15 protein-coding genes are annotated in these 14,967 nt (G+C 60.5%); 10 read left to right on the top strand and 5 right to left on the bottom strand.

Going from position 1 to position 14,967, the window contains the following annotated elements:
- Nucleotides 1-34: 34 nt before the first annotated feature.
- Complete coding sequence (locus NXC24_RS16980; protein ID WP_104824364.1) at nt 35-1,024, bottom strand: sugar-binding transcriptional regulator; 990 nt, start codon at nt 1,022-1,024, stop codon at nt 35-37.
- Between the two features lie 500 nt (nt 1,025-1,524).
- Between NXC24_RS16980 and tal the strand changes: the two genes are divergently transcribed.
- Complete coding sequence (gene tal / locus NXC24_RS16970) at nt 1,525-2,490, top strand: transaldolase (RefSeq protein WP_104824362.1); 966 nt, start codon at nt 1,525-1,527, stop codon at nt 2,488-2,490.
- Between the two features lie 98 nt (nt 2,491-2,588).
- Here tal and NXC24_RS16965 read toward each other — a convergent pair whose 3' ends face one another.
- From NXC24_RS16965 to NXC24_RS16950, 4 genes are all read right to left on the bottom strand, one after another.
- Complete coding sequence (locus tag NXC24_RS16965; RefSeq protein WP_104824361.1) at nt 2,589-3,746, bottom strand: CaiB/BaiF CoA-transferase family protein; 1,158 nt, start codon at nt 3,744-3,746, stop codon at nt 2,589-2,591.
- A 1-nt stretch (nt 3,747) separates the two neighbouring features.
- Nucleotides 3,748-4,293, bottom strand: a complete 546-nt coding sequence (locus NXC24_RS16960; protein ID WP_104824360.1) for a MaoC family dehydratase — start codon at nt 4,291-4,293, stop codon at nt 3,748-3,750.
- Between the two features lie 31 nt (nt 4,294-4,324).
- Nucleotides 4,325-5,161 (bottom strand): amidohydrolase, encoded by an 837-nt coding sequence (locus tag NXC24_RS16955; protein ID WP_104824359.1) that lies wholly within the window; start codon nt 5,159-5,161, stop codon nt 4,325-4,327.
- Between the two features lie 65 nt (nt 5,162-5,226).
- Nucleotides 5,227-6,018, bottom strand: a complete 792-nt coding sequence (locus tag NXC24_RS16950) for an IclR family transcriptional regulator (RefSeq protein ID WP_104824358.1) — start codon at nt 6,016-6,018, stop codon at nt 5,227-5,229.
- Between the two features lie 176 nt (nt 6,019-6,194).
- Between NXC24_RS16950 and NXC24_RS16945 the strand changes: the two genes are divergently transcribed.
- The 9 genes from NXC24_RS16945 to NXC24_RS16905 all read left to right on the top strand — a co-directional run bounded on the left by NXC24_RS16945 (nt 6,195) and on the right by NXC24_RS16905 (nt 14,902).
- Nucleotides 6,195-7,511 (top strand): sugar ABC transporter substrate-binding protein, encoded by a 1,317-nt coding sequence (locus NXC24_RS16945; protein ID WP_104824357.1) that lies wholly within the window; start codon nt 6,195-6,197, stop codon nt 7,509-7,511.
- Between the two features lie 180 nt (nt 7,512-7,691).
- Complete coding sequence (locus tag NXC24_RS16940) at nt 7,692-8,585, top strand: sugar ABC transporter permease (RefSeq protein ID WP_104824356.1); 894 nt, start codon at nt 7,692-7,694, stop codon at nt 8,583-8,585.
- A 2-nt stretch (nt 8,586-8,587) separates the two neighbouring features.
- Nucleotides 8,588-9,454, top strand: coding sequence for a carbohydrate ABC transporter permease (locus tag NXC24_RS16935; protein WP_104824355.1), 867 nt, complete (start codon nt 8,588-8,590; stop codon nt 9,452-9,454).
- 5 nt (nt 9,455-9,459) lie between these two features.
- A complete protein-coding gene (ugpC, locus tag NXC24_RS16930) occupies nt 9,460-10,557 on the top strand; it encodes a sn-glycerol-3-phosphate ABC transporter ATP-binding protein UgpC (protein ID WP_104824354.1) in 1,098 nt (365 codons plus the stop codon).
- A gap of 17 nt (nt 10,558-10,574) precedes the next feature.
- Nucleotides 10,575-11,687 (top strand): mandelate racemase/muconate lactonizing enzyme family protein, encoded by a 1,113-nt coding sequence (locus NXC24_RS16925; RefSeq protein WP_104824353.1) that lies wholly within the window; start codon nt 10,575-10,577, stop codon nt 11,685-11,687.
- Nucleotides 11,688-11,701: 14 nt separating this feature from the next.
- Nucleotides 11,702-12,031, top strand: coding sequence for an L-rhamnose mutarotase (locus NXC24_RS16920; protein ID WP_104824352.1), 330 nt, complete (start codon nt 11,702-11,704; stop codon nt 12,029-12,031).
- Between the two features lie 201 nt (nt 12,032-12,232).
- Entirely contained in the window at nt 12,233-13,306 is a 1,074-nt protein-coding gene (locus NXC24_RS16915; protein WP_104824351.1) for a Gfo/Idh/MocA family oxidoreductase, read from the top strand.
- A 3-nt stretch (nt 13,307-13,309) separates the two neighbouring features.
- On the top strand, nt 13,310-13,762 hold the full coding sequence (locus tag NXC24_RS16910) for a MaoC/PaaZ C-terminal domain-containing protein (RefSeq protein WP_104824350.1): 453 nt from the start codon (nt 13,310-13,312) through the stop codon (nt 13,760-13,762).
- Between the two features lie 6 nt (nt 13,763-13,768).
- Nucleotides 13,769-14,902: an extracellular solute-binding protein gene (locus NXC24_RS16905; RefSeq protein ID WP_104824349.1), complete on the top strand. Its 1,134-nt coding sequence runs from the start codon at nt 13,769-13,771 to the stop codon at nt 14,900-14,902.
- The last annotated feature ends 65 nt before the right edge of the window (nt 14,903-14,967 follow it).

The raw sequence follows: 14,967 nt of genomic DNA, 5'->3' as shown, positions 1-14,967 counted from the left end.
GCTCTGCCTTCTCCCGCCGGGGTGAGGGCAGGAGTCAAGCTGCCTTTGCCATCGCCATCTGCAACAGTTCCTTTGCGGCGCCTTCGTCCGTAATCAGGGTATTGCACCCGATGCGCTTGATAGTGGCGCGGATTGCAAGGGCGCGGTGTGCGCCGCCGGAAGACAGGACGATGTGCTTGGCCTTCTTTAGGGTGTCGAGATCGACCGACATGACGCGCTTGTTGATCGGATGATCGACGGAATTGCCCTCGGCATCGAGGAAATTGAACATGGTATCGCAGACGCAGCCCGCCTCGATCAACTGATCCAGCACCTGCTTCGAGATGAAGCCTTCCGACAGCGAGGTGGAACGGGGGCCGATATCGCCGCAACTGACGATGGCGAGATCGAGGCTTTCGGCCAGGCGGTAGATCGCCTCCAGACCGCATTTTTCAATCAGATTGCGCTTGGTCTCAATGGAATCGACCAAAAGCGGTGCCAGGAACATGTAGCATTCCGCGCCGAGTTGGCTCGCCAAACGCCAGGTATAGTCGATGGGATTGGTCTGCTGGACAGCGACGATGCCACCGAGCAGCGAAACCACTTTGCAATTGTCGCGGCGTGGCGGGCGAAAGCTTGCGAGCGAAGCCGTCATCGTCCGGCCCCAGCCGACGCCGATCGTATAATTGTCGGGAATCGCCTCGGTCAGGAACTGGCCGAGCGCCAGGCCAACGCTTTTTGCCTGCGCGTCGACGTCTCCGCCTGCAGGCGAGGGAACGACGATCGCCTCGTCCAGCCCATAGGCACGCTCCAGCTTGATCGCGAGTTCGACGCAATCGTCGATGCCTTCATTGATCCAGATCTGCACTTCGCTGCGGCGCATCGCCTCGTCCAGCAGACGGATCACAGTGGTGCGGCTGATGCCGAGCTGCTCGGCAACATCCTTCTGCGTCAGACCCTGATTGTAATAGAGCCAGGCAGCGCGCAGCCTCAGAGACGCCGTCTCGGAATAGGCGGTGTGTGTCCCACGTCTGAGTTTGGCCACAGGTCCTCCGGCAAGATTTCTGCACGCCCTTTTTGTTTTAATGATCGCAAACGACAAAGGTTGCGGCGATCGTGCATGACAGGGGCGAGCAAGATCAGCTTCTATTGCCGATATTCTATGGCTTGAAACTTATGTCAATTGAAATGCACAAATGTCCTTGACTTTTCGCTGCGAGATTGATGATAGTCGCCGTGAGGAAGTCGGTCTTTGTCCAGTCGAGGAGGGCAATGTGCGAGTGCTGCGCCGTGGATGCGTCTGGCCAAGCAGGGAGCCATATAGGGCGCTCGGTTTTGGCGGAAAGCCTGTCTTCGGCAATTGCTTCTTCGCGGCTTTGACCGTTCACCGGAAATGGAACTTTCGCGCTTTTTCTCCCGTTACCGAGGCATAGGAGAAGGAACGGCGCAATCCGCTTGCAGTCTTCGTGTCGTCCATCGAACCGGACGGAATTCGCCGGTCAATATCTCTCAATTCAATGGGCCAATTCAACAAGGATACGTATCATGACATCCAAGCTTGACCAACTTCGCGCTATGACGACGGTCGTGGCCGATACCGGCGATATCGAGGCGGTTGCCCGCCTGAAGCCGGTCGACTGCACGACCAATCCGACCATCGTCCTGAAGGCGCTCGGCACGCCGATGTTTGCCGACGCGATCAAGGAAGCCGTCGCCTGGGGCAAGAAGCAGGGTGGTACGCCGGACGCCGTTGCCGCTGCCGTCGCCGACCGCCTGGCAATCTCCGTTGGCGCCGCTCTCTCCGGCCTCGTTCCCGGCCGCGTCTCGACGGAAGTCGACGCCGATCTCTCCTTCAACACCGAAGGTTCGATCGCCAAGGCCCGCTCCATCATCGCTGCCTACAAGGAACGCGGCATCGGCCATGACCGCATCCTGATCAAACTCGCATCCACCTGGGAAGGCATCCGCGCCGCCGAAGTCCTGCAGAAGGAAGGCATCGACTGCAACCTGACGCTGCTCTTCAGCAAGGCCCAGGCCGTTGCCTGCGCCGACGCCAAGGTTTTCCTGATCTCGCCCTTCGTCGGCCGCATCCTCGACTGGTACAAGAAGTCGACCGGCAAGGAGTTCACGCCAGAAGAAGATCCGGGCGTTATTTCTGTTCGCGAGATCTACAATTACTACAAGGCCAATGACATCAAGACGATCGTCATGGGCGCCTCCTTCCGCAGCGCCGGCGAAATCGAAGCGCTGGCCGGCTGCGATCGCCTGACGATCAGCCCCAACCTGCTTGACGAACTCGCCAAGGATGAAGGCAAGCTGGAGCGCAAGCTCTCGCCGGAAAACAAGACTTCCGTCTCCAAGATCGCCGTCGATGAACGGACCTTCCGCTGGATGATGAACGAAGATGCGATGGCAACCGAAAAGCTCGCCGAAGGCATTCGCGCCTTCGCCAAGGATCTGGTCGCCCTTCGCACCATGGTCGGCAAGGAACTGCAGCTCGCCGCTGCCTAATGCGAGGTTGCTTCTCTTTTTGAAGAGGGCCGTTGTTTAAGAGGGTGCCGCAGAGATGCGGCGCCCTTTTTTTGTTTCGGATGATAGGGCGGAAAAGCCTACCCAATAAATTCCGCCCTGATCTGCTCCGATTGACCACCGATCGTCGGCGCCGCAAAGCTGTTCTTGCTCCTGACACCGTCGACGCGGATCGGGTTTGCCGTTGTGCGAACGGAGGTGCCGTCGTCGCGGGTTACCGTCTGCAGCATGTCGAGCTGGCGGAAGGCAGCGCTTTGCAGCAGTTTCGGCCAGTCCAGCACCTCCGCGGCCCAGATATCGGCGGGCTCCAGGATGGCGAGCCATTCCCTCACCGTCTTCTCGTGCAGGCGGGCAGCGATCAGGCTCTTGATCTCGTCGCGGCGGGAGAAGGCCTCGTCCGGCGTATAATCGGCAAGCGCCGGAAGCTCGAAGAGCGGCGCCAGATTCGCGAGCGGCATCATGGCCAGCGCCAACCAGCCATCGGCGCAATGATAGACGCCGTAAGGAGCCGAGAGATAGGCGTGGGCATTGCGCACGGAGGATTTCTTCGGCAGGCGGCCGCCGTCGTTCAGATGGGTGGTCAGTACCTCGAACTGGAAATCGATCATCGCTTCCAGCAGGCTGGTTTCGACATGGACGCCCTGACCGGTGACGCCGCGCCGCACGAGGCCGGCGAGAATGCCCTGGACGATGAGATTGCCGGCCAGCATGTCGGCGACCGCGAGGCCGAAGGGCACCGGACCGTCATCGGCTTCACCGTTCAGCCACATGGCGCCGGAGCGGGCCTGGGCAAGCAGGTCTTGACCGGGGAAATGCCGCCATTCGTTATCGGGCCCGTAGCCGGTGATGCTGCCATAGACGATGCGGGGATTGATCTTCGCGACCGTGACGTAGTCGAGACCCAGGCGGTCGATGACCCCGGGGCGGAAATTCTGGATGATGACGTCGGCCTTTGCGATCAGCACGCGCAGGTCCTGCAGGTCACCTTCGTCCTTCATATTGATGGCAACGCTTTCCTTGCCGCGATTGATCGCGTGGAAGAGCGTCGAGTCGCCGCCAATCTCGGTGTCGCTGAGATAAAGCCGGCGGCAGAGATCGCCTCCATCGGGACGCTCGATCTTGATCACCCGCGCGCCGAGATCGCCAAGCCGCAGCGCGGCCATCGGCCCAGCCAGGAATTGGCTCATATCGAGCACCGTGATGCCGTCGAGCAGGCCGCCATTATTGCCTTCGATCATCTCAGCCCTTCAACTCCGGAGCGTCCGCGGGCCGGCCGTCCTTGTAGCGCACCGTCTGGATATGCTCGCAATAGAGCACCAGCTCGCCTTCGCCCTTGAAGACTTCGTAGGAAGAGCGGATCAGGCCGAGATCCTTATATTTCGGCTGTTTATCGAGATTGGTGCGGATGGTGTAGATCGTGTCGCCGATGAAGGTGGGCTTGATGAAGCGCAGCCTGTCATAGCCATAGGAAAAGGCGTTGATGCAGTTGGTGGCGACGAGGCCGAGGCCGGCGGAGAAGACGAAGGCGCCGGCGACGAGGCGCTTGCCGAACAGACCTTCCGTCTCCGCAAAGATCTGGTCGCTGACATAGGGATGCATATCGAGAACAAGGGCGTTGAACTGCTGGGATTCGCCTTCGGAGATCGTCCGCCGCAGCGAGCGGATCTTGTGGCCGATCTCGAAGTCTTCATAGAACCAGTTTTCCGAGTTCCAGACGGGAATATCGGCATGATCCGCCGGCATGGTCTTGGGGTGGGTGCTGGAAATGCCGACGGTGGCGGTCATGGCATTGGCTTTCGGTGGAAACGCGCCGGTCTCAGAGAGACCAGAGGCGCTTGGCGTTAAGATGATAGAGCCGATTGCGTTCGTCGGCGCTTACGCCTTGCATCAAGGCATGGGTGGCGGCGACCCAGGTGGAGAGATTGCCGGCGAGCGTGCAGACCGGCCAATCGCTGCCCCAGATGACGCGATCCCAGCCGAAGCTTGTGATGCAGTGTTCGACGAAGGGACGCAGTGTTTCTGGCGACCAGTTATCGGGATCGGTATAGGCAACGACACCGGAGATCTTCACGGTAACATTCGGCCGTTTGGCAACCTCACTGATCCCAGACGACCAGCTTTCGCTCAATCCATCCTTTACTGCCGGCACGCCGCAATGATCGAGCACGAAGCGGATGTCGGGATTGAGGTCGATTAGCGCGATCGCCTGGGAAATCTGATGCGGGAGGACGCATAGATCGAAGGTGAGCCGTGTATTGTTGAGCCGCTTCAAATTTTCGCGGAAAAGTGCGCCTTCGGAAACGTCGTCGGGAACGACATGCAGCACCCGGCGGAAGCCTTTTACGAAGGGGTCGGCGAGCACGCGTTCGAGATAGGCGGGAAAGCCGGCATTTTCCGGACGGCAGGCGGCGATCGCGCCGCGCAGCAGGCTGCCGGGCTCACGGCTCAGACCTTTGACATAGTCGGTCTCGCGTTCGATATCCTCTTCGGCGACATCGACTTCCATGTGAAGCGTGTCGGTGATGCCGAGGCGCTTCGCTTCGCGCGCATAGTCCTCACAGAGGCTGTCGCGATTGAGCGCACCGGCGCCAGCTAGCCAGGGATAGGCGAGCTTTTTTCGGTCGACAATATGCAAGTGGCTGTCGAAAAGCATGGTGTTCCTCCCATACCTGCTTGCTCAACATATACTCACATAAGAATAGTTTATTCAAATAAAAATTATAACTCCGCCTTGTCGACCGTGCCGGCGACGGTTTCGGAGATATCCTTGGCCGCTTCCCGCACATATTCGACGACCTGTTCGCGTGTCGGTGCCTTCTGGTTCACGGGCTCGATATAGGGGCAGGTCAGCGCTGCCAGTGCATTGCCGTCCATCGCCAGGATTGGTGCAGAAATATTGTGAACGCCACTCGTCTGCAGACTGTTCATGGTTTCGAAGCCCTTCTCGCGGATTGCCGAGAGCTTTTCCTCGAGATCGGCCGGCGGCTCCTCCGCGTCCTGTTCCTGGCGCCTCTGCTCATTGATCATCATCTGGCGCTGTTTTTCATCCTTGAATGCCAGAAGAATGTGGCCGGAGCCGGTATTATACAAATTGATCTGGGCGCCGACGCGGATCGAGATGCCCCAATAGGTCGGCGAATCCTGCTGGGCGATGACGACGACCGAGCCGCGGTCGAAAATCGCCAGATGGCAGGCTTGCTCGGCGCGGTTGGAGAATTCGCGCATCAGCGGCGTGGCGAAGGAAACAAGCCGGCGCACCGGCGCGTGGTAGTGCGCCAGGCCGAAGAGCTTGAGGGTCAGATAGAAGCGATCGCCGTCCTGACGCTGTACATAGCCACGCCGGACCAGGCGATCGAGCATACGGTAGAATTCGTTCGGGCTTTTGCCGAGCGCCTTGGCGATTTCGGCCTGCGTCAGGCCGCCGTCGATCCGCGCCAGCAGCTCCAGGATATCGAGGCCTTTGTCCAGCGCCGGCGCGCGGTATCGATCGCTATCGTCTTCTACACTCATAGGGCCTCATCAGAGAAATATGATTCACCATTCATATATGAATGAAAGCGATTTGCAAGCGCCTGTGATCCCGCTTGACGGTCAGTGAATAAGGTGTTTACATATAAATCATTGATCCATATTTGGATCGTGAGGCGATCGGGCGGAGTGTCCGGTCCTTTAGGGAGGAAAATTCAATGAGGAATTTGAAGGCCGGTCTTGCCGCCGGCGTATTGGCATTGCTCGCGAGCTCCGCGGCCTTTGCCGCCGACCTGCCCGGCAAGTTCCCGGGCGTGACGATCGACGCCAAGCTGATCGGTGGCCAGCAATACGAGCCGCTTTATGGGCGCATTTCCGAGTGGGAGAAGGAGACCGGCGCCAAGGTCAACATCCTCTCCAAGAAGAACCACTTCGAGCTCGACAAGGAAATCAAGTCGGACATGGCGTCGGGCGATATTTCCTGGTGCGTCGGCTCGAACCACTCGTCCTTCGCCCCTCAGTATCCCGACCTCTATACTGACCTCGGCAAGCTGCTGCCGAAGGAAGAGATCGCCAAGTTCGTCGATTCGACCATCGAGGCATCGACCATCGACGGCCGGCTAGTCATGCTGCCGCGCGCTCAGTTCGACGTTTCGGCACTCTACTATCAGAAGAGCCTCTACAACGATGAGGCCAAGAAGACGGCGTTCAAGACCAAGTACGGCTACGACCTGGCGCCGCCGAAGACCTGGAAGGAAGTGTCAGACCAGGCAACCTTCTTCGCCAATCCGCCGAACTTCTTCGGCACGCAGTTCCCCGGCAAGGAAGAGGCGATCAACGGCCGCTTCTATGAAATGCTGGTCGCCGAAGGCGGCGAATATCTCGATAAGGACGGCAAACCGGCCTTCAATTCCGAAGCCGGCGTGCGCGCGCTCGACTGGTTCGTGAACATGTACAAGGCGAAGGCCGTTCCGGCCGGCACGACCAACTATCTTTGGGACGATCTCGGCGCCGGTTTTGCGTCGGGCACCGTCGCGCTCGATCTCGATTGGCCGGGCTGGGCGACCTACTTCAACGATCCGAAGTCCTCGAAGATCGCCGGCAATGTCGGCGTCGTCGTGCAGCCTGTCGGTTCGGCCGGCAAGCACACCGGCTGGTCCGGCCATCACGGCTTCTCCGTGACGGAAGCGTGCAAGAACAAGGATGCCGCCGCCTCGCTCGTCTGGTTCCTTACCAACGACGATTCGCAGAAGCTCGAAGCCGCCAACGGCACGCTGCCGACCCGCAAGGCCGTCTGGGAATGGGACATCCAACAGGCTGCATCCGATCCTTACAAGAAGGAAGTGCTCAGCACTTTCCAGGAATCGATGAAGTATGCCTTCCCGGTTCCGCGCACGCCGCAATGGATCGAGATTTCCAACGTCGTCTATCCTGAGCTTCAGGCCGCCATCCTCGGCGACAAGACCTCCAAGGAAGCGCTCGACACGGCCGCACAAAAGGCAACCGACGTCCTGAAGGACGCCGGCGCACTCTGATCGCCGCAATCAAACTCCCGCATCCGACAGAGGGTGCGGGAGTTGTTTGAAAAATAGTATGACCTGCGCCTTTAGGGGCCGGTCTGTCCGGCCGGCTGTGACGCCGGCCTCTCGGCCCCATGCAATCGCATTCCACGCAGTCCGGGCCATGCTGCTGAGGAATGCCGACAGGTGCAAACCATGTATAAGAAAATATCTCCACCGGTCCTGCTGCTTCTTCCGGCGATCATCGTGCTTGTGGCGGTGGTGCTGTTTCCGTTGCTTCTGTCCTTCTATTCCAGCTTCACGCCGTTCCGCCTGACGCGCCCGGCGACGCTCTTCACCTTCATCGGCTTGCGGAATTATACCCGCATTCTCACCGATCCGGTTTTCCTGGCGGCCTTCGTGCGCACCGTGGTGCTGCTGACCATCGCGCTCAATCTGGAAATGCTGCTCGGCCTCTGCCTGGCGCTTCTGGTCAACAAGGCAACTTACGGCAAGCGTGTGCTGCGCACGCTGATGATGTTTCCGATGATGTTTTCGCCGGTGCTCGTCGGCTTCCAGTTCAAATTCATGTTCAACGACAATGTCGGCATCATCAACAATGCCCTGCAATCCCTGGGCATAACCAATAGTGCCATCCCCTGGCTGATCGACGGCAATCTGGCGCTGCTGTCGATCGTCATCGCCGAAATCTGGTCGTCGACGTCGGTTTTCGCCATCCTCATCCTCGCTGGCCTGCTCGCCATGCCGCAGGAGCCGGTGGAGGCCGCGAAAGTGGACGGCTGCACGAGCTGGCAGACCTTTCGTTACGTCACCTGGCCGTTCCTGATGCCGTTCGCCTTTATCGCCATGACGATCCGCTCGCTCGACGTTGCCCGCGCCTACGACATCGTCAAGATCATGACGGATGGCGGCCCGGCGCGCCGCACCGAGCTGATCTGGACGCTGGTCGGGCGCACGGCCTATGCCGATGCGCAGATGGGGCTCGCCAACGCCATGGCCTATGTCTCGATCATCCTGTCGATCGCCTTCACAGTCTATTTCTTCCGTAAGCTGGCGCTTGCCCGCACCCAGATCGGAGCGGAGTGGTAATCATGGATCGCAACGCTGAACAACGCATGCGCCGCCGCATCGGAAAAGTCGCCTATCTCATCGGCCTTTTCATCGCGATGCTCATCATCTGCCTGCCGGGCTTCTGGATCATCCTCAGCTCGCTGCGGCCCACGGTCGAGATCATGGCGAAGCCGCCGGTTTGGATCCCGCAGGAGCTGTCGCTCGATGCCTATCGCGCCATGTTTGGTGGGGCGGGACAGGGCGGCATCCCCGTTTGGGATTATTTCCGTAATTCGCTGGTGATTTCCGTCACCTCTACCGTCATTGCGCTGATCATCGGCATGTCCGGCGGCTATGCCTTCGCGCGCTTCCGCTTCACCGGCAAATCCGCGGTGTTCCTCGGCCTGATGCTGACGCGCTCCGTGCCGGGCGTCGCGCTATCGCTGCCGCTCTTCATGGTCTATGCACGGCTCGGCATCATCGACACGCATTTCGGCCTGATCCTCACCTATGTCGCGCTGAATGTGCCTTTCACCATCTGGCTGATCGACGGTTTCTTCCGGCAGGTGCCGAAGGACCTCGCCGAAGCCGCGCAGATCGACGGCTGCACGCGCTGGCAAGCCTTCTGGCAGGTGGAATTTCCGCTCGCCGGCCCCGGCATCGCATCCGCCGGCATCTTCGCCTTTCTCACCTGCTGGAACGAATATGCATTGGCCTCGCAGCTCACGCGCTCCGTCGATTCCAAGACACTCCCGGTCGGGCTGCTCGACTATACGGCGGAATTCACCATCGACTGGCGCGGCATGTGCGCTCTCGCGGTGGTGATGATCGTTCCGGCGCTCGCTCTCACCTTCATTATTCAGAAGCATCTGGTGTCCGGTCTGACATTCGGTGCGGTCAAAGGTTGAACCCCATGGCTCAGGTTACGCTCAAAAAACTCGTCAAGCGCTATGGCGCCCTGGAAATCGTGCACGGGATTGACCTTGATATCAGGGACAAGGAATTCATCGCCCTTGTCGGGCCTTCCGGCTGCGGCAAGTCGACGACGCTGCGCATGATCGCGGGCCTCGAGGACGTCTCCGAGGGCGCCATCATGATCGGCGATATCATCGTCAACGACCTGCCACCGCGAGATCGCAACATCTCCATGGTGTTCCAGTCCTACGCGCTCTATCCGCACATGACCGTGCGCGAGAATATGGGCTTCTCGCTGAAGATCGCCAAGCAGCCGCAGGCGGAAATCGACCAGCGCGTCAACGAGGCGGCCGCGATCCTTAGCCTGGAAGCGTTGATGGACCGTCGCCCGGCACAGCTTTCCGGCGGCCAGCGCCAGCGCGTTGCCATGGGCCGCGCCATCGTCCGCCAGCCGGAAGTCTTCCTCTTCGACGAGCCGCTGTCGAACCTCGACGCCAAGCTGCGTACGCAGATGCGCACCGAGATCAAGAAGCTGCATGCCAAGGTGCAGTCGACGGTGATCTACGTCACCCATGACCAGGTGGAAGCGATGACGCTTGCCGACCGCATCGTCATCATGCGCGATGGCTACATCGAGCAGGTCGGCACGCCGGATGAAGTGTTCAAGCGGCCGGCCACGCGCTTCGTCGCCGGCTTCATCGGCTCGCCGCCGATGAATATCGAGGAGGCAACGGTTTCGGCCGGCGCGCTGGTGTTCAAGAATGGCGACAAGCTGCCGCTGCCGGGGCAATTTGCGGATCGGGTCAGAGATGGCGAAAAGGTTGCCTTCGGCCTACGCCCGGACGATATTTTCCCGAGCGGCCATGGCCTTCATTCCGGCGCCGAGGCCGCGGTGCATGAGGTGACGTTGCCCGTCGCCATCACCGAGCCTCTCGGCAATGAAACCCTGGTCTTCGTCGAATTCGCCGGTCGCGAATGGGTGTCGCGTATGCTCAATCCGCGCGGATTAAAGAGCGGCGAACAATTGAAAATGAGCTTCGACCTCAGCCAGGCGCATCTCTTTTCCACCGAGACCGGCAAGAGCCTGGCGATCTGAGCGGGGGAGGCAAGCACATGGCCCGCATCGAGAAAATTGAGCTGCGCATGGTCGACCTGCCGCCGAAGGTGAAGCGGACGGATGCGATCCAGAGCTTTGTCAGCCAGGAGACGCCGATCGTCACCATCACCGATTCCGACGGCGCCGTCGGTACCGGCTACAGTTACACGATCGGCACCGGCGGCTCCTCCGTCATGCGGCTGCTGTCGGACCATCTCGTGCCGCTGCTGATCGGCGAGGATGCCGATTGCATCGAGGCGATCTGGCACAAAATGGAATTCGCGACCCATGCGACGACCATCGGCGCCATTACCGCGCTGGCGCTCGCCGCCATCGACACGGCGCTTTGGGATCTGCGCGCCAAGAAGCAGAAGCTGCCGCTCTGGAAGCTTGCCGGCGGCGCCAAGGATCGTTGCCCGCTCTACACGACCGAGGGAGGCTGGCTGCACATCGAGAAGGAGGCTTTGGTCGAGGATGCCTTGCAGGCGAAGGCCAAGGGTTTCTCCGGCTCGAAGGTGAAGATCGGCAAGCCGCATGGCTCGGAAGATTACGACCGGCTTTCCGCCATGCGTCTGGCGCTTGGGATGGGTTTCGAGATCATGACCGACTGTAATCAGGGCTTTACGGTCGATGAGGTCATCCGCCGTGCTGCAAGGTTGAGAGAACTCGATCTCGCTTGGATCGAGGAGCCGCTGCCATCAGACGATCTCGATGGCCATATTCGCCTGACGCGCTCGACGCCGACGCCGATTGCGGTCGGCGAATCCATGTATTCGATCCGGCATTTCCGCGAATATATGCAGAAGGGCGCCTGCTCGATCGTCCAGGTCGACGTTGCCCGTATCGGCGGCATCACGCCTTGGCTGAAGGTGGCACATGCGGCGGAAGCCTTCGATATTCCGGTCTGCCCGCATTTCCTGATGGAGCTGCATGTCAGCCTCGTCTGCGCCGTGCCGAACGGGAAATATGTCGAATATATCCCGCAGCTCGACGACCTCACCACCAAGGGCATGGAGATCATCGACGGCAGGGCAATCGCACCCTCCGAGCCCGGTATCGGTATCGCCTGGGATTGGGAAGCGGTGAAGGCACGCTCGATCGGCGAATTCACACGGGAAATCCACGGCTGAAGGAGGAATATGCCATGCAGCGGATGGGGATGGTGATCGGCCTGGAGCCGTCGAAGATCGAGGAATACAAGCGCCTGCATGCGGCCGTCTGGCCCGAGATCCTGGCGCTGATCTCCGAGTGCAACATCACCAACTATTCGATCTTCCTGAAGGAGCCGGAAAATCTGCTTTTCGGCTATTGGGAATATGTCGGCACGGATTTCGAGGCTGACATGGCCAAGATGGCCGCAAGCCCGAAAAACCAGGAATGGTGGTCCGTCTGCATGCCCTGTCAGAAGCCGCTCGAGACCCGCAAGGAAGGCGAGTGGTGGGCCATGATGGAAGAGGTGTTTCATCATGACTGAGATGAGGGTGCGCACCTTCTCCCCAGCGGGCAGAAGGACGCGCGGAGCGCGGGTTGAGGGGGCGTTACCGGGCGAACTTCGCCTTTTGCTTTCCGCTCAACGCAGCTCCGAATATGCCGCGAGACCCCCTCATCTGACCCTTCGGGCCATCTTCTGCCCGAGGGGAGAAGGCAAGGTTGCCGCCAACGCCGGAGATATCCAATGACCTTCGATCCCAAATCTCTCCGCCAATGGTGGCCGAAGCCGTCGAATCCCCGCCCGATCGTCATTTTTGGTGCCGGCAGCATCGTCGGCGACGCGCATCTGCCGGCCTACAACAAGGCGGGCTTCCCGGTCGCCGGTCTCTATGATCCGAATGCCGAGAAGGCAGCGGAGTTGGCGGCCCAATGGGGCATTTGCGCCTTTGCATCCGAGGCGGAGGCGTTTGCCGTCGAAGGTGCGATCTTCGATCTGGCAACGCCGCCGGCCGCCCATACCGCTATCCTTGCCAAGCTGCCGCGCGGCTCTTTTGCGCTGATCCAGAAGCCGATGGGCACCGATCTGGCTGCGGCGACGGAAATTCTCCGGGTATGCCGCGAGCGCGACATCAAGGCGGCTGTCAATTTCCAGCTTCGGTTCGCACCGATGATGCTGGCGCTCTATGATGCCGTCGATAAAGGCTATCTCGGCGAGGTCGTCGATTTCGACGCCTGGCTGGCGCTTGCAACGCCGTGGGGGCTCTGGCCTTTCCTGAAAGGCCTACCGCGGATCGAGATTGCCATGCACTCGATCCACTATCTCGATTTCATTCGCGGCCTGCTCGGCAATCCCAAGGGGGTGCATGCCAAGACGATCGGCCATCCGAACCATGAGGTGGCGCAGACGCGCACGGCCGCGATCCTCGACTATGGCGACAAGGTGCGCTGTGTGCTCTCGGTCAATCACGACCATGAATTCGGCCGCAAATTCCAGGCCTGCGAGTTCCGCATCTCCGGCACCAAGGGTGCGGCCTATATCAAACTCGGGGTCAATCTCGACTATCCGCGCGGCGAGCCGGACGAGCTGTGGATTCGCCCGGCCGGCGGCAGCGAGTGGGTCGAGGTGAAGCTTGAAGGCGCCTGGTTCCCGGATGCCTTCGTCAACCGTATGGCCAATCTGCAGCGTTTCGCCTCGGGCGAGGACCAGACATTGGTCGGCTCCGTCGAGGATGGCTGGCAGACCATGGCGCTGGTTGAGGCCGCCTATCAATCGAGCGCTGAGCCGGCAACGCCGATTGCCGGACTTCCAAAGGTGTAAGCGATGGCCCAACAAAGGATCTACTTTGAAGACTATGAGCTCGGCCACGTCCGCATAACGACCGGACGCACGATCACCGAGACCGATTTCGTTGTCCATGCCGGCCACACCGGCGATTTCTTTCCGCATCATATGGACGCGGAATTCGCCAAGACCTTGCCTGGCGGTCAGCGCATTGCCCACGGCACGATGATCTTCTCGATCGGCGTCGGGCTGACGGCCTCACTCATCAATCCCGTCGCCTTTTCCTATGGCTACGACCGGCTGCGGTTCATTCGCCCTGTGCATATCGGCGACACGATCCGCACGCGGGTGACGATATCGGCGAAAGAGGACGATCCGAAGCGCCCGGCGTCCGGCCGCGTTGTCGAGCGTTGCGAAGTGCTGAACCAGCGCGACGAGGTCGTCCTCGCCGCCGACCATATTCTGATCGTCGAGCGCAAAGCGGCAAACTGAGAGAGAATGATGGTGACACTCAAGGGAATGACCTGGTCGCATCCGCGCGGCTACGATCCGATGGTGGCATGCTCGGCCATCTGGAAGGAAAAGACCGGCGTCGAGGTCGTATGGGAGAAGCGCTCGCTGCAGGATTTCGAGACCTTTCCAGTGGAGGAGCTTGCGGCCGCCTATGATCTGATCGTCATCGACCATCCGCATGTCGGCCAGATCACGCGGGAGAATTGCCTGCTGCCGCTCGACGATGCGGACCATGCCGGTGAACTTGTCGCAATCGCCGCCGGCACGGTCGGGCGCTCCTATCCGAGCTACAATTGGCAGGGCCGGCAGTGGGGATTCCCGATCGATGCGGCGACACAGGTTCAGGCCTACCGGCCGGATCGGTTGAGTGGGCCGATCACCGATCTTGCCGAGATCGTATCGCTCGCGGCCAGGGGCAGGGCGATCCTGCCGATGCGGCCGCCGCATTCGCTGATGACCTTCTTCACGCTTGCGGCACATCTCGGCACGCCCTGCAGCGTCGAAGGACCGGAGTTGATCGCCACGGCGGATGGAGAAGCTGTGCTCGACTGGATGGCACGGCTCGTCGGCGGCATGGATGCCAAATGTGACGACATGGACCCGATAGCTGTCTTCGAGCTGATGGGTGAGCTGGATTGCCCCTATGACGTCGTCCCCTTCGCCTATGGCTATGTCAGCTATTCCTTTGCCGGATTCCGACCGGCGCGCTTAGCCTTTGCCGACATGCCCGTGATCGATGGCCGCGCGCCCAAAGGCTCAGCGCTCGGCGGCACGGGTATTGCCGTTTCGGCCCGGACGCAGGTGCCGGAGGAGGCCAAGGCCTTTGCACGCTGGATTGCCAGCGGGCCGGTGCAGGCGGGCGCCTACGCCAGTGGCAATGGCCAGCCCGGCCATGCCGACGCCTGGGGCAGCGATAGCGTTAACGGGCCGGCGCTCGATTTTTACCGCAATACGCGCGCGACGTTGGAGGGCGCCTATGTCCGGCCGCGTCATGACGGCTACATGGCTTTCCAGAGCGAGGCTTCCAACATTATTACCAATGGACTGCGCACCGCCGCGCGGCATACAGTCCTCATCGACAAGCTCAACCAGCTCTTCGCGCAATCGTTCGAAAGCTAGGGCAGGCGGCTCTAGCTGTTTGTTTTCGCATGATCTTATCCGCAAGCAACCACGCATTTTCGCTT

The organism is Rhizobium sp. NXC24, assembly GCF_002944315.1.
GTDB lineage: Bacteria > Pseudomonadota > Alphaproteobacteria > Rhizobiales > Rhizobiaceae > Rhizobium.
Note: the sequence above shows the minus strand (reverse complement) of the source record. Positions and strands in the feature narration are given on the sequence as shown.

What these genes read in the sequence shown, in the direction of transcription:
- tal (WP_104824362.1), top strand. Translation starts at nt 1,525, where the DNA reads ATGACATCCAAGCTTGACCAACTTCGCGCTATGACGACGGTCGTGGCC.
- NXC24_RS16965 (WP_104824361.1), bottom strand. Translation starts at nt 3,746, where the DNA reads ATGATCGAAGGCAATAATGGCGGCCTGCTCGACGGCATCACGGTGCTC.
- NXC24_RS16960 (WP_104824360.1), bottom strand. Translation starts at nt 4,293, where the DNA reads ATGACCGCCACCGTCGGCATTTCCAGCACCCACCCCAAGACCATGCCG.
- NXC24_RS16955 (WP_104824359.1), bottom strand. Translation starts at nt 5,161, where the DNA reads ATGCTTTTCGACAGCCACTTGCATATTGTCGACCGAAAAAAGCTCGCC.
- NXC24_RS16950 (WP_104824358.1), bottom strand. Translation starts at nt 6,018, where the DNA reads ATGAGTGTAGAAGACGATAGCGATCGATACCGCGCGCCGGCGCTGGAC.
- NXC24_RS16945 (WP_104824357.1), top strand. Translation starts at nt 6,195, where the DNA reads ATGAGGAATTTGAAGGCCGGTCTTGCCGCCGGCGTATTGGCATTGCTC.
- NXC24_RS16940 (WP_104824356.1), top strand. Translation starts at nt 7,692, where the DNA reads ATGTATAAGAAAATATCTCCACCGGTCCTGCTGCTTCTTCCGGCGATC.
- NXC24_RS16935 (WP_104824355.1), top strand. Translation starts at nt 8,588, where the DNA reads ATGGATCGCAACGCTGAACAACGCATGCGCCGCCGCATCGGAAAAGTC.
- ugpC (WP_104824354.1), top strand. Translation starts at nt 9,460, where the DNA reads ATGGCTCAGGTTACGCTCAAAAAACTCGTCAAGCGCTATGGCGCCCTG.
- NXC24_RS16925 (WP_104824353.1), top strand. Translation starts at nt 10,575, where the DNA reads ATGGCCCGCATCGAGAAAATTGAGCTGCGCATGGTCGACCTGCCGCCG.
- NXC24_RS16920 (WP_104824352.1), top strand. Translation starts at nt 11,702, where the DNA reads ATGCAGCGGATGGGGATGGTGATCGGCCTGGAGCCGTCGAAGATCGAG.
- NXC24_RS16915 (WP_104824351.1), top strand. Translation starts at nt 12,233, where the DNA reads ATGACCTTCGATCCCAAATCTCTCCGCCAATGGTGGCCGAAGCCGTCG.
- NXC24_RS16910 (WP_104824350.1), top strand. Translation starts at nt 13,310, where the DNA reads ATGGCCCAACAAAGGATCTACTTTGAAGACTATGAGCTCGGCCACGTC.
- NXC24_RS16905 (WP_104824349.1), top strand. Translation starts at nt 13,769, where the DNA reads ATGATGGTGACACTCAAGGGAATGACCTGGTCGCATCCGCGCGGCTAC.